Origin of the sequence: Bacillus cereus group sp. N6 (assembly GCF_016483705.1) — a bacterium.
GTDB lineage: Bacteria > Bacillota > Bacilli > Bacillales > Bacillaceae_G > Bacillus_A > Bacillus_A wiedmannii.
Window position 1 is genome coordinate 1 of record NZ_JAEHBI010000004.1, and the last position, 13,310, is coordinate 13,310.

The following is a 13,310-nucleotide window of genomic DNA, read 5'->3' on the forward strand; positions in this document are numbered from 1 at the left end:
TAGCTTTATCGGCTCTTGCTGGTGGTGGCATAGTTCCACGGTTTTGTGTCATAACACCAATGCGCTTAGTTTTATTCTGTTTATTCTTCATAACAAATTCCTTCTTTCTTAATAACAATAGTGAATAGAAAAAGACAGCCTGCGAACGGCTGCCTTAATCCTTAGGGAGGAAAATAATGATTTGGTAAAGTAGATAGGTTTTAAACAAGTTCGAATTTCACCGGGAGGTGTGAAAGCGTAAAAACTTGCGAGGTAACTTACTCTCTTAATAAAACCTTTTCACTGTGCATATGCAACTTTGTATTACATCAAAATTTCCGGATGATACATTTGAATATGTTTAGCATCATCAAACGTATACGACGACATAAATTCTAACGTATTTTCATAATCAGTATGTTCCTTCACGTACAAACCTAGTGCAATGAAATTAACGGTTAGTGTTTGGTTGTAACCGATACATAAATCAATTCTCATGATAAAACCTCCAGTAAAAATATATGTAATTAACCCAAATAGGGGACTAAAGTTACTTTCGCACTCTTTCAACATAATACCAATTTAGTTGAAAGACCTCGCCTGAAAATAAAACCAGGGGAAAGACCCCCTGATTCTAATGAACAATATGAATTCTACCGTCTTCAAAAATTTCGATACTTTGGTAACTACCTAAGTACTCAATTGAAGTTACAAGCATGCCATTCTTTAGCAAAAGCTCTCGACCTTTAGTAAATTCTTTTTCATCTAAGATCAAGTAATAAAAATAACATTCTTGGTCATCGATAGGTTCAGAGTTTACTAATTGAAAAGTATTACCGTATTTATTTATAAACCAAGAACGAGCTTCGTCATGACTAGAGAATGAAGGGATTTTGGCTTCATCTTCACGAGAAATATGTCCAGGAGCGTACATGGGATCGCCAACTTTCTTTGTTTAAATTTATTCTTTATCCCAGTATTCAGGGTCTTTAGGTCTGTTCTTAGCCTTATAGTAAATACTATCTTCATCATCACCGTCAGTATTAACACCCTTAGCATTTCGAAAACCTACTGCTAATTTATAAAAATTCTTATTGTCTCGATCATATCTATATAAGAATCTACAATCTGGATTTAGTTTTCTTGGCGGTTTTTTCATAGAAAAGAAGACTGAACGACTCCAGCCTATTAAATCATGAAAAAGCTGTGTTTTTGGACGATAAGGATCAGCCATAGAATCCTCCATGACTTTCGGTAAGGTAACAAAAATAAATTCGTTTATTTCCTCATGAGTCATATTCTCGGCCATCTCAGCAAGGTCAACTGGAACGAAATCACGATGTACATAAACTTCTGCTATTGGATGATTGTGCTTATTTTTCATTTTTGAATTTCCACCCTTTTTCTTTTTTATCTTTCATAAGTAAATCGTAAAGCTGTTGTGGGCCTTCGTATTTAATGAATTCAGACTGTGGGGCTTTAGCACGTTCTCCATATTTTTCTTCGAGTTCTTTATGTTCTTCATCGCTAATCTCTTCTTGAATATCTTCTTTAATAGGAAGGATTATCTCTACGGTTTGTGCAGTAGGAATCTTGCGGCTGGCATCACGAAACACAGCTACAACTTCAGCCATTTCTTTTATTTCTGCCTTGTTCAACCCTTTAACGACATCCATCAGTTCATCTTTGTCAGCATTTAGAATAGCCTCAAATATATAATCTAATTTGCTTTTAGTCTTCATTATAGGTCACCTCACCACAAGTATTTTAATGTTAATTATTACTATTGTATATTATTGTCTTTTTATTCACAATAGCAACAAAAACAGTGTAAACCATAATATAATTATGTTAACTCTTTCTACTAAAAACGCTTATTGTTGAAAGACGTCGAACCATCAAAACCTCCCTTATGCAGCAACAAATAGCTTCTCTTCTATAATTGCATTTGCTTTTTCTGCTGTAATCTTCTGAATTTTACCATTATCGATTAGGTAGAAATACTTATTCCCCACAATGTATGACTTGTATAAATCGAAATACATAGGATTAAACTTATCCTCTAAAGGAATATAATGAGTTCCACTACTTCTTAATAACCAAAGAGCCTTCTTGTCCCCTGTCAGATACGCATGGAGATCGTGTAGGTAAAAGTCATTTGAGTAATGGTTTACATGACTTGTTACTACCTCCTCCATTGCTAACAATTCAGGATAATCTTCTGGATTAATGCCTGCTGGAAATGCCCAGTGTTTTACTTCGTACTTCTCATTTAAAGCTTTAGTAGTATCATAAAGCTCAGATAATGCAGGATTCTTTAACCCACTACGTCTACGAGCCCATTTGTTTTTTACACGCGCATAAAATCTAATATCTTCCATTAATAATCTCTCCCTTTATATAAAATAAAAAGCCCCTATCTACTAGGGACTTTTCGTAATTCGCTATTATTCATATACTAAGAATTGTTCTCTTTCTTCTTCTGTTAAATCGTTTGGTTGAATGTTTCGTTCGTTACAATATTGAAATAATGCTTTTACTTTTACTCTTGGTTCTTTTTTACTACTTGGTTTTACATATACTCCATCGGGAAAGCCTTTTTCAAACTCATCCATTTCTTTAAGCACAGCATCACGCACCTTTTTAATATTATGCCCAGATATTGGATTCGTAGTAACAACTTTATAGCGCGAAATATCGCGAGCTACTTTAGCCATTGTATTTCACCTCCCGGAAAATATCTATCAGCTAATCTTCGACCTGCAAATTCATTAAAAACTACCCTATGACCAAATGAGATTCCTCCAAGATCTTCGTAAAACGATACTGTTTCTGTCTTGGAAATTAAGTACATGAATCCTTCACATTCATTCTCAAGGCTATACTGACATGCAAATGCGACTAAATTAGCACCTACACCTGTATATATTCTATCCTTATTAATACCATTCCTTTTTTGTCCTCTAATAAATGTCTTATTATCAGCAGATGACTCTGTAGACTTAAGGTGAACTGAAACCTCAGCTTTGTTTATCCCAATAGCTACTACTCCTTGGGCAACACCAGGGTACTCCAATGTTTCTAAAACAAATACTTTATACCCATCATTAAATTCTTCTTTGAAATCAAAAAGCCAACGTGGAGGCACATATTCCCCAGCCTCAACAATATCTACTTCACGATAATAACACTCAACCGATTCCTCTGTTTTTAAGTTGTATATCATATCATCAATTCTCTTTCTATTATTGTCTTTATATTATAACATACATTAGTTATTTTTTGGGCGATTTACCAGTTGTACGTGGGTAAATCATCAATTATTTCGACATCTCTATCAAGCATAATCCAAGAACAACCTTTGCCCATTGCATAACCAATTATGAACACTAATGACTCGGGTAGTACTTTGTCCGCAAACATTTCTGGAAACAGTGGAATAAACGCCCCATACTCATCTTTTTCATAAACAATGAGTTCCATCTTGTTCTCTTTTGTTTCCTCAACTTGTCTATCCAACCATTTAGCTGTTTCGTAAGTAATGTGTGCAGTAGATACTTCTAACATTTTTTGAATCATAATTATGATACCTCCATCGTCAAATACAAAAAAGATCCCGAATTAACGGGACCTTTCTTTATAGGGTATTTTGACTCATTTTTTATTTTAACAATATACACAAAAACTGTATACTTTGCTCTTATTCCTCGTCTTCGAAATCACGTAGGCTATCAAGCAACTCTGTAAATGTAGAGCAAACAGGATATATTGCTTCCTCTATATCTTCTTCTTCATGATCCCAAAATACGATTGTTGGTGAATCAGGATTGTTTCGATAATCAAAACATAAGAAATTTCCAAATGAATCACTTGCAAATGGATATACTCGATCCACTAACCATTCTTTTATATTCTCGTATCTTTGGACAATTGAATATTTATCATCCATATGTAGAGTTAATAGATCATTAAATGTACTTTCATCTTGTCCTGCTATATCAAAAACTTTAGGCCGAGGATATCCTCCGTCATTTTCTTTAACACACTCAATAAAATCATTAGGCAGTTTAATGTTAAAATACTCTTCTACTTTTTTTATCTCATTATCCGTAATTTCTTTTTTACTTACACCAATCCATGTAATGTTGCTCACGGGTTAACCTCCTTATTTCTCACCTTTTTTGCCCCAAATATTATATCCACCAGTATGGCCAGTTTTCTCATGCAGGAACGCGTCTACGAGCTGCATTCTACCTGTATCCTGATGGTGATGCCATGTATACGTCTTAGGTTTTTCACCATTCTTAAATAGTTCAATTTCCTCTGCTGTAAATTTAGCAGCCAATTTTGGATCTTTTACTATTTGTTCGTATAACAGCTTATTACATATTCTATCATGTGTAGGTCTTGTTTTTTTAAAGTCAGCTTCTTTTAGTTTAACTTCAGCAAAAGCATCGAAAATAGGAAAGCCATCTAGATCATACGGCACACCTGAAACTGGATGCCTATCTCCCGCCAACTCCCCTTTTCTTAATTTGATTGTCTTTGGACCATTTTTACCTTCATAAGTATAGGTGACAGCTTTCTGTAAATACTGCTGAGTACTTCCGACTCCCGCATATGAAAGATGCTTCCCACCTTTAAACTCATAGTTATTTAATATATGCAATGCATTTCTGTATGCCGGGGAATTAATTACAAGTGATTTTCCTTTAGTAAAACCTGTAACAGCAGCTACCTTCCCAACTTGTCCTGCTTTACTAAGACCCTTATCACCCAGAAGTCCGAGTCCTAACGTTGTTATACCATAAGCTACATAATGCTCTCTACTTTCCAAATCTCCATTCCAAAACTTATTCATAAATGTATCTGAGAAAGCGTTCCATGCAGCAGGAATAGTTTCCTCATAGTTTACAATCGCATCTCGCATATTCAGCCAGGTTTCTTTATCAGCTAAGGATATTAGTCCTTCCCATGCATCTATTGCACCATCTACAAAACCAGTAGAAATACCAGTCCACGCAGCACTTAAATCCTTTTTATTAAAAAATGACTCTTCTGATTTTGGAGGGAGCTTTCCACACATGGCTCCTTCTTGAATATCAGAATCAACTAGATTCCCGCCATACAGCTCATCGGCTTCTCGGAATTTAACAGCTGCACGTTCTAATTCGGCTGCAATCTTTTCTAATTCTTGTAAAACATTAAACATCATTGGTTTCGTGTCATTAAACATATGATAAAACCGATTACTCGTTGCTCCGCTCCATTGAGAAGCGATGTATTCTGTTTGGTTATATAAATCTTTATGTATGTACTCTAGTGTTGATTTCGCATCTCTTACGGTTCTTGCCGCTTGCTCTAATTGCTCTGGCGTTACCTTAATCTGCGTACTCATTCCATCCCTTCTTTTCTTGTATATTAAGAAAATTATAACATATTGTACATTTATGTTACTTGGGTTTTGAGCATCAACATGTAAAAACTTTTGCTATAAAAAACAAAAAGGACCGCTCATTAAAGAGCAAGTCCTTGTTTGTTGATATCCATTAACATTTTATTGATCTTGTCGTAATCAGCTTTTGCAGGAAGCTCTGACTTCTCATAAGCTGCAGCTAATTCATTGTCATACATTTCAACCATTTCTAATGCTTCTTCGAAAGTGTATTTTCCATTACGACAATCTAATAGAAGTTCACGATTAGGACGATATGTACTGTAATCACCTGTCTCCAAGATTTCTGTTGCACTTGTTAGTAATCGGATACTGTGCATAAAGAACTTTGTATCGTAGCCATGAGCATCGATTAAGTCACGTCTGCCTGTTCCGTTTGAGTTCTTGTTCTTTAGCTTTTGGATTTGTGAATTTGCATATCCACCGAATCGGTACTTGATGTTTTTTGATAAGAACAAGTGACGGTTATCGATTAAGATTTGTCCTAGTGGGGTAACCTTGATGTAATCCTCCGGACGAACAAATAGGATCTCGATGTTGTTAGGTACGCTTTGCATAGCATCTCTAACAAACTTGTTTACATGGATGATGTTCACATCCACATCGTCTTTCGTGTTTCTGAAGTTTTTACCACCTGATGTATTGTACTCATTAAATGAATCCAAGCCTAAGTAATACTCAACTGGTGGGATACATACACCCTTATAGTCCTTATCTGATGTATCTGTATTTGTTCCATAGGCATAACTACCTGTAGGAGATAAGATGATTGTTCTATCTTCTAACCACGTTAAATTGGATTGCTCTAATTTTAAATCTGTCATTTTGAAGCCCCCTTCATTCTTTTAAGTAAATCTATTCTACCAGTAAGGATATTTAATCCATGATGGCTCAGATGTGGAATTACATCATGAAGAGTCATTAGCATGATCTCCTCATATTTTGGGTGATTCACAATTGTATCATCCATGTATGCTTTCTGTAACTCTTTTATAGCTTCCTCTTTTCTCTTTAATGAAAGAGAACCACAGCACTGTCTGAACCCTGGGTTTCTATCACTTCCGCAAACGCACATATTAAGCTACCTCCTTCAAGGATTGTTGCTCCTTAATTTGTTCTGCAATGGCTGAAGCAACGGCTGCAACATGAATACATTCCATATATAAATCATCTGCATCTGTATCTTTCACACTAGCTAACCCTAATTCGCTTTGAGCAGCCTGACATACCTCTCCAAATTCTTCACCTAAGATAGATAGCCATGTACCGATAGGGTGTCGCTGGATGCCCCATTTTTCATTTTGACGTAGACGTTCTTGATAGACTTCTTCATTTACGCTATCCATTAATTTCTCAATCCTGTTCATTGACTTCACCTTCCTCATGAAGAACATCCAATAACTTACGGATTTTCTCCTCTAGCTCTTCACCTTCTTCGTCAAACCACATATACCTTTTCCATTCTAATTCATCTATAACTTCTTTCTTTGTTTGGAAAACAAACTCACCAATTACTATTGGCTCAGCATTTTTAAATACTGCAGTTACATCAAAACTAGAACCAATGTACCAATTTAATAGGCTTACAACATCGTCGTTATATTCCTTTGTTCGAAAGATACTTACTGAATCATAACTTTTAAGAACAACTATGTAAGAATCCATTCCCCTTCTCCCCTCCTATTATTCTTTTGGGCAATTTCCGCATTTACAGTTTCTTTTAGCACTCAGGTAATTATGCCATCGTTGTTCCGCCATTCCTGGTGGTGGTTGACCGAATAGGTATTTCTTCGCTTCGACTACTAAACATTGCTTTTCAATTGGTCTTTTTTCCATATCCATACTCCTTCTTCATTTCATCTATCGTAAGCACTTCATAAGAAACGTCAATAGGCAAAATAAAAAGAGCCCCAAAAACAGGGCTCTCGTCCTACCAGAATATAGCTACTGCAGCAGCATCTACAAATCCCCAAAATAAGAAGAACATGATACCGATGATTCCAATAAACATTCGAATCCAGTTTCTATTTTCTAAATGGTAAACTGTAAAAGCTAAACTACCTACGAACCCAAAAGCTGAAACAACTAATAGGCACATAGCACTAATTAACATCATTGTGCACCTTGGTACAGGTCGATAATTTCTCCTAGCTGGCCAGGATTAAAACCAGTTGTACGCATAACTTCTTTGTCACCGTTTTTAAGAATGACAACAGGAACAGACATTAGAACATCATGCTCTACCGCTTTCCCAGGGTCTGCTTCTACATCTACAGAAGTAAAAGCTACGTCTTCGTCACGTAAGAAATTTTCAACCATATTGCAAGGGTTACATCCCTTTTTACCAAACTTAATAATTTCCATTTCAAATACCGTCCTTTATCTTGGTGTATTGTTTAAGCTGCGTATGATGGAAGGCCTGCAAACACAAAATCTTCGTCTCGTACTTCTTCAACGTTAATGGCTTTTACATATCCATTTCCTTTAACAGAGAAGAAATCATGTTGTTTCGTTTTTGTTTGTAGTCCATTTTGAACGATTGGATTTACATACTCATCATCAAAGTATTGGTCATATCCTAAATTCATCATTGCTTTATTTGCGTTATAACGCAGGAATTTGTTTACTTCTTCGATCATGTCTTGTCCAAGTGGAGCATACACATCATTCGTGTAATCTAATTCATTCGCGTATAACACTTCTAATAATTGAATTGCTTCTTTATCTACCTCTTGCTGTTCAGCTTCAGTAAGTTGGTTTTCATAAATCTCTTGAGCGAAGATACCACCTGTTACCCCGTGAATTGCCTCATCCCTTAAAATTAATGCAATGATTTCACCGGAAGCAGTTAACTGTCCTTGTCCCGCTAAGAATAACGGATAGAAGAACCCACTATAGAATAAAAAGCTTTCTAAGAATACTGATGCTACTATAGCCATATATAATTCTTTTGGCTTCACATCAGGTTTTAATAACTTACGATAATGACCTGTTATGATATCAGCTTTCTTTTGAAGGAATGGATTCTCTTCAACCCAATCAAACACCGCATCTACTTCTTCATTTTCACAAAGAGTCATGAAAATATGAGAATACGATTTCGCATGGATATCCTCCATCATTGCCATGAAGTTGATAATTGCTTTCTTTTGAGGGTCTTCCATATGTAATGAGACAAGTGGCATACCCTCTCCACCTTGCTTTGTATCTAATAGCGTTAAACCGCCAAGAACTTTCTTATATACTTCCTTCTGTTCTTTCGGAAGCATGTCCCAAACGTTCTTATCTTTTGATACAGGTATCTCATTCTCTAGCCAAAATTGTTGGCGCATTTGATTGTAAATGGACTCGATATACTCTGTATTGTATTTGGTCCAGTTCACAGCTTTATGTTTCTTTAAATCTACTGATCTAGTACTAATCACCACTACTACTCCTCTCTCTTATACTGCACAAGCAATACATTCTTCTATAGTTGAATTTGATGTACGTGTATAGTAAAGGCTCTTAAGCCCTTTCTTTTCTGCATAGATGTAATAACGAGCAAGATCTCTTGTCGAAGTACCATTTGTAACGTGCAGAATACATGAAATACCTTGGTCTACGTGAGGTTGGATTTCAGCAATTAAATCAATAACTTTCATTTGATCCATCTCATACGCAGACTTATAAGAGAAGAATGTTTGTTTTGATAAGTAAGGCATTGGATAGTAAGTAGTCGCTTTATCAGTTGAACGAGTTTCTACTTTATCAACGATTGGCATTACGCTTGGTGTAGCGTTCTGTACATATCCTGAGCTTTGATTCGGAGCAATTGCAAGTCTGTAAGAGTGGTATAAACCATCACGTTGAACTTGCTTCATTAGGCGTTCCCAATCCGCAGTTGTTGGAATCTGAATACCTTCAAACAATTTCTTAACCTTTTCAGATTGAGGTAAGAATTCAGTTGTTAAATACTTCTCAAAGTAAGTACCTTTTGCATACTCTGATTTCTCGAATCCTTCAAAAGATATTCCTCTTTCTTTAGCAATCTCTGAAGATTTTTCGATAGAGTGATAGTTCAGCATTGCAAAGAATACACGAGCAAAGTCTTTTGCATCTTCTGATTCGTATGGAATGAAGTTCTTAGCAAGGAATCCATGAAGGTTCATTGTTCCAAGACCTACTGAGTGTAATGTAGCATTTGCTTTCTTAACACCAGGAGCGTTTTCGATATTAGACTTATCTGTAACATCTGTTAACATTTCCATACCAGTATGCACAGCTTCTTTTACATCTTTGTTCTCCATTACATTTACAATGTTTAGTGAACCTAATACACAAGAAATATCATTCTTGATCCAGTCCGCGATATTGTAATCGTTAATTACACTTGTCTCCATATACTGAAAAATCTCAGTACAAAGATTAGACATTTTAACGTCGCCTAAATCTTTTAATGGATGTTGTTCATTCGCGTTTGTTTTATTCATAAAATAAGGATAGCCAGATTCTAATTGAATCGTTGCGATCTTAACTAACATATCACGAGCTGTAAGGTCTAACTTACGTTTACGAACCATAGGGTTTGCTACTAACTCTTCGTATTTCTCATCTAAATCCATATCATCTAGGTGGACTCCATAAGCTTTATAAACAGTAGCAGGTGCAAATACATACATCTCTTTGTTTTGTTCAGCTAATTGGAAGAACTTTCTCGGTGTAACTAATCCAATAGATAAAGATTGAATACGTGTCTTCTCATCGGCATTTACTTTTTTTGAATCAAGGAATTCAATTAAGTCCCAATGGAAGATGTTTAAGTAAGCAGCACCAGCACCTGGTCGTTGTCCAAGTTGGTTAATGTAAGAGAATGAATCCTCCATTAACTTCATTACCGGTAATACACCACTAGCAGCGTTCTCAATACCTTTAATAGCTTCAGTACGACCACGTAATTTACTTAAGTTAATCGCAATTCCTCCACCAATTTTAGATAACTGTTTTGCTACTGATAAGTTGTAGTTAATACTGTTTAATGAGTCATCCATTTCTAATAGGAAGCAACTAACTAATTCCCCAGCACGAGCTTTACCAGAATTTAAATATGTAGGTGTAGCAGGTTGGTAATTTTGCTTCATGATTTGGTTCACATAACGTAGAGCTTTCTTTGCATTACCTGACGCTAAGTATAAAGCTACAATTGCAGCGCGATCTTCATAATCTTCTAAGTAGATTTTCTTATCGTCTGAACGTAATGAATAGTCCTTATAGAACTTTGTAGCAGCCATATAGGATTGGAATTCAAACTTATGAGCATAAGCAGCTTCATAAATACGTTCTACTTCTTCCTCCGTATATTCTCCAAACACATTGTAGTAATAATTGTGTTCGATAAGGTACTTGATTTTGTCTAATATAGAAGCAAACTTTAATTGCTTTGTTTTTACTTCGGCAAGGAATACCGCTAAGGCTTCTTTGTCTTTTGCAAGTTGATAGAATCCATCCTTTAAGATCCCAACTTCATTGTTTAATGCAACGTGAGACATAGTTCTTCTATCCTTTCTTTAGTTATTTGTATATCTTTTCTTGTCCCGCTTAACTCAAATTGATGAATGAGCGGTACGTGATATTGCTCCGAAATAACTCTTCCTGCAGCTGCGAAGTGTTCACCCCAGTTACGGTTACCACTACTAGCAACTCCTTGTAAGAATGAATTATTGGCTTGTAGAAATGACTGTGTAGTTTCTGGAACTTGACCAAATCCTGATGTGTAAGTAATCAATATGAAAGGCTGTTCCATAACTAAGTCGGGTGTAATTTGTACAGCTGGCATACCGAGTTTCTTAATGAACCTCTTTACGTTTCCAGTCTTGCTGTCAAATACAATCATGTGCATCACACCTTTTTTGAAACTTTTTAAAATACAACCATTTGATTTCTAAAAGTCAATTCGAGATATGGCCTATTTTTTAGATTTTCATATGGGCATAGCCCTACATATAGATTTCTAAAAATCGAACATTCATTCTTGATTCAGGAAAAAATGAGATATAAAATAGAAGTGAGGTGAAAATAATGAGACTTGAACGCCAAAAGGATAGTGAGAAGCTAGAAAAACTACGTCCTTCGTTTCCTTACTATATTTCTGAATACATACAAGTGAGCTTAGATCAACTCACGCCTACAACAGTTCTCTCATATACAATAGATATCCAAGACTTTTTAGAATGGTTTTGGCATACTTTCGTACCGGAAAAACCGGGAATAAAAGAAATCTCCCTAGAAGACCTAGAGAGATTAATTGAGATTGATATATCTCATTACCGTTCGCACTTAAAGTATCGTGAGGATTCTCATAACAAAGGTAATAGATATTACAAAACAAAAAATAAGGACACCACAATCAGCAGAAAGATTAGTGCCCTTAGGAGTTTATTTGATTATTTAACTAAGAATACAAACCGTGAGACAGGAAGACCCTATCTTAGTAAGAATGTACTTGAGAACACAAAAGTATTCTCCACTAAAGTTTCAGTTAGAGCTAAGGCTCAAAAACTAAAGAATAGTATTATAAGACTTGAAGAATTGAATGAGTTCCAAGACTTTATCCTAGAGGGATATGGTAAAGAACAATTAAGTAACATGGAAAAAGCCTACTGGAAAATTAATCGACATAGAGATGCTGCAATCATCTCCCTTCTATTAACCAGTGGTATCCGTGTTGGTGAGTTATCTAGTCTAAGACTGAAAGATGTTATCTTTGATTCCCGCAAGTTAGTCGTAGAAAGAAAACGTAGTAAGGAAGATGTTGTTTTCTTTTCTAAGCAGACGTTAGAATATATAGTACAATACCTTGAAGTTAGAGAAAGTCATTATAAAGCAGACGATAAACCGACTTCTCCTTTATTTGTTACGAAATATGCAGGTAAGATAAATCCTATCAGTAAGAATACTGTTCAAAAAATGATAATGAAATATGCTAAAATCTATGGAAAGCCCGAACTAACAGCACACATATTGCGTCATAGTTTCGGGACGAATGTATTTAAAAAGACCAAGAACATTCGAGGAGTACAAGAAGCTCTTGGTCATTCATCAATTAATACGACTCAGATCTACACTCACATGTTCGAAGACGACGAACGTGAATTAATAGATGAAGTATTTGAGTAAAACAAAAAGGCCGGGGAATTCAACCTCAGCCTTTTTAATTTAAACCTAACACTCTTATTTGTTCAAAACACAAGCTATATAAACCTGGGCGCAATACTTCCCCTTCAATTTTAAAGGTTCTATAATCAAATCCCCAGTCAATTGTTCCGTGACATTCTACTGTATATACCTGACCAACCTTGAAATGCTTATAGTTTCCAATACACATAGAGCGTACTAAATAAGGTTTCTCCATCACAACCCCTAACTAACTGGACCATAATGATCTTTAAGTGCTTTATCAAGCAATCCCTTACAACGTTCCAGTTCTTTTTTCATTTGCTGTTTATATCTGTCGTATTCTTTCTTACCGTCATCAGTCAATTGATAAAGAATGATTTCTTGAAAGTCTACTCCCTCTTCCCCTTTTATCTTCTTCTCCCGTTTTACATATCCATCCCGTGTTAATTCATGTAATGTTTTATATAGTTCTGTATGAGTTGGATTATAGCCTAAAAACTTAAACTCTTCTCTCAAGTCATTAAGATACTGTGAACCATATCCTTTATTACGATCAATTATTTTATAGATATATAACTTTAAGTATGAACGCTGTTTTAATAAGAACCCTCTATTTTGATATTCCTCCACCTGTAACACCCCTTCTAAATGAAAAAACCATATTCTTATCTTTCAGTAGTTAAATTAATTATACAATTCATAGCAGATTTTGTAAGCTTAT

At 35.5% G+C, this 13,310-nt stretch carries 23 protein-coding genes; 1 reads left to right on the top strand and 22 read right to left on the bottom strand.

From position 1 onward, the window contains the following. Positions 1 to 303: 303 nt before the first annotated feature. The 20 genes from JDS99_RS04630 to nrdI form a co-directional block, all read right to left on the bottom strand. Positions 304 to 477: a hypothetical protein gene (locus JDS99_RS04630; protein ID WP_180228123.1), complete on the bottom strand. Its 174-nt coding sequence runs from the start codon at positions 475 to 477 to the stop codon at positions 304 to 306. Between the two features lie 136 nt (positions 478 to 613). Further along, on the bottom strand, positions 614 to 913 hold the full coding sequence (locus tag JDS99_RS04635; RefSeq protein WP_199694618.1) for a hypothetical protein: 300 nt from the start codon (positions 911 to 913) through the stop codon (positions 614 to 616). Between the two features lie 27 nt (positions 914 to 940). Next, on the bottom strand, positions 941 to 1,363 hold the full coding sequence (locus tag JDS99_RS04640; protein ID WP_199694619.1) for a hypothetical protein: 423 nt from the start codon (positions 1,361 to 1,363) through the stop codon (positions 941 to 943). Beyond that, a complete protein-coding gene (locus JDS99_RS04645) occupies positions 1,353 to 1,721 on the bottom strand; it encodes a hypothetical protein (protein ID WP_199694620.1) in 369 nt (122 codons plus the stop codon). The genes JDS99_RS04640 and JDS99_RS04645 overlap by 11 nt, the downstream gene beginning before the upstream one ends. A gap of 168 nt (positions 1,722 to 1,889) precedes the next feature. Next, entirely contained in the window at positions 1,890 to 2,360 is a 471-nt protein-coding gene (locus tag JDS99_RS04650; protein WP_199694621.1) for a hypothetical protein, read from the bottom strand. 66 nt (positions 2,361 to 2,426) lie between these two features. Then, positions 2,427 to 2,696 (bottom strand): hypothetical protein, encoded by a 270-nt coding sequence (locus tag JDS99_RS04655; protein ID WP_199694776.1) that lies wholly within the window; start codon positions 2,694 to 2,696, stop codon positions 2,427 to 2,429. Beyond that, on the bottom strand, positions 2,684 to 3,205 hold the full coding sequence (locus JDS99_RS04660; protein ID WP_199694622.1) for a hypothetical protein: 522 nt from the start codon (positions 3,203 to 3,205) through the stop codon (positions 2,684 to 2,686). Before JDS99_RS04660 ends, JDS99_RS04655 begins: the two co-directional genes overlap by 13 nt. Positions 3,206 to 3,270: 65 nt before the next feature. Then, positions 3,271 to 3,558 (bottom strand): DUF5983 family protein, encoded by a 288-nt coding sequence (locus JDS99_RS04665; protein WP_242475625.1) that lies wholly within the window; start codon positions 3,556 to 3,558, stop codon positions 3,271 to 3,273. Positions 3,559 to 3,679: 121 nt separating this feature from the next. Further along, positions 3,680 to 4,132 (bottom strand): SMI1/KNR4 family protein, encoded by a 453-nt coding sequence (locus tag JDS99_RS04670; protein ID WP_199694623.1) that lies wholly within the window; start codon positions 4,130 to 4,132, stop codon positions 3,680 to 3,682. A 12-nt stretch (positions 4,133 to 4,144) separates the two neighbouring features. Then, positions 4,145 to 5,377: a WXG100 family type VII secretion target gene (locus JDS99_RS04675; RefSeq protein WP_199694624.1), complete on the bottom strand. Its 1,233-nt coding sequence runs from the start codon at positions 5,375 to 5,377 to the stop codon at positions 4,145 to 4,147. 119 nt (positions 5,378 to 5,496) lie between these two features. Then, complete coding sequence (locus tag JDS99_RS04680) at positions 5,497 to 6,258, bottom strand: nucleotidyltransferase domain-containing protein (protein ID WP_199694625.1); 762 nt, start codon at positions 6,256 to 6,258, stop codon at positions 5,497 to 5,499. Further along, positions 6,255 to 6,509 carry a hypothetical protein gene (locus JDS99_RS04685; RefSeq protein ID WP_199694626.1) on the bottom strand — a complete coding sequence of 85 codons (255 nt, stop codon included), beginning with the start codon at positions 6,507 to 6,509 and terminating at the stop codon, positions 6,255 to 6,257. The genes JDS99_RS04680 and JDS99_RS04685 overlap by 4 nt, the downstream gene beginning before the upstream one ends. Position 6,510: 1 nt before the next feature. Next, positions 6,511 to 6,801 (bottom strand): MazG-like family protein, encoded by a 291-nt coding sequence (locus tag JDS99_RS04690; protein WP_139888750.1) that lies wholly within the window; start codon positions 6,799 to 6,801, stop codon positions 6,511 to 6,513. Further along, a complete protein-coding gene (locus tag JDS99_RS04695; protein WP_139888751.1) occupies positions 6,788 to 7,099 on the bottom strand; it encodes a hypothetical protein in 312 nt (103 codons plus the stop codon). Before JDS99_RS04695 ends, JDS99_RS04690 begins: the two co-directional genes overlap by 14 nt. A gap of 18 nt (positions 7,100 to 7,117) precedes the next feature. Further along, entirely contained in the window at positions 7,118 to 7,270 is a 153-nt protein-coding gene (locus JDS99_RS04700) for a hypothetical protein (RefSeq protein ID WP_199694627.1), read from the bottom strand. A 94-nt stretch (positions 7,271 to 7,364) separates the two neighbouring features. Continuing rightward, complete coding sequence (locus JDS99_RS04705; RefSeq protein WP_085782855.1) at positions 7,365 to 7,547, bottom strand: hypothetical protein; 183 nt, start codon at positions 7,545 to 7,547, stop codon at positions 7,365 to 7,367. After that, positions 7,547 to 7,798 carry a glutaredoxin family protein gene (locus JDS99_RS04710; protein WP_085782662.1) on the bottom strand — a complete coding sequence of 84 codons (252 nt, stop codon included), beginning with the start codon at positions 7,796 to 7,798 and terminating at the stop codon, positions 7,547 to 7,549. Before JDS99_RS04710 ends, JDS99_RS04705 begins: the two co-directional genes overlap by 1 nt. A gap of 32 nt (positions 7,799 to 7,830) precedes the next feature. Beyond that, positions 7,831 to 8,859, bottom strand: a complete 1,029-nt coding sequence (gene nrdF, locus JDS99_RS04715) for a class 1b ribonucleoside-diphosphate reductase subunit beta (protein WP_199694628.1) — start codon at positions 8,857 to 8,859, stop codon at positions 7,831 to 7,833. Positions 8,860 to 8,877: 18 nt separating this feature from the next. After that, positions 8,878 to 10,962, bottom strand: a complete 2,085-nt coding sequence (gene nrdE / locus JDS99_RS04720) for a class 1b ribonucleoside-diphosphate reductase subunit alpha (RefSeq protein ID WP_199694629.1) — start codon at positions 10,960 to 10,962, stop codon at positions 8,878 to 8,880. After that, positions 10,944 to 11,306: a class Ib ribonucleoside-diphosphate reductase assembly flavoprotein NrdI gene (gene nrdI, locus JDS99_RS04725; protein ID WP_198174698.1), complete on the bottom strand. Its 363-nt coding sequence runs from the start codon at positions 11,304 to 11,306 to the stop codon at positions 10,944 to 10,946. Before nrdI ends, nrdE begins: the two co-directional genes overlap by 19 nt. A 185-nt stretch (positions 11,307 to 11,491) precedes the next feature. Between nrdI and xerS the strand changes: the two genes are divergently transcribed. Beyond that, a complete protein-coding gene (gene xerS / locus JDS99_RS04730; RefSeq protein ID WP_139888755.1) occupies positions 11,492 to 12,589 on the top strand; it encodes a tyrosine recombinase XerS in 1,098 nt (365 codons plus the stop codon). 34 nt (positions 12,590 to 12,623) lie between these two features. Here the strand turns inward: xerS and JDS99_RS04735 are convergent, their stop codons facing one another. Beyond that, entirely contained in the window at positions 12,624 to 12,824 is a 201-nt protein-coding gene (locus JDS99_RS04735; RefSeq protein WP_139888757.1) for a hypothetical protein, read from the bottom strand. An 8-nt stretch (positions 12,825 to 12,832) separates the two neighbouring features. After that, positions 12,833 to 13,219, bottom strand: a complete 387-nt coding sequence (locus JDS99_RS04740; RefSeq protein ID WP_085782667.1) for a helix-turn-helix transcriptional regulator — start codon at positions 13,217 to 13,219, stop codon at positions 12,833 to 12,835. Positions 13,220 to 13,310 lie beyond the last annotated feature (91 nt).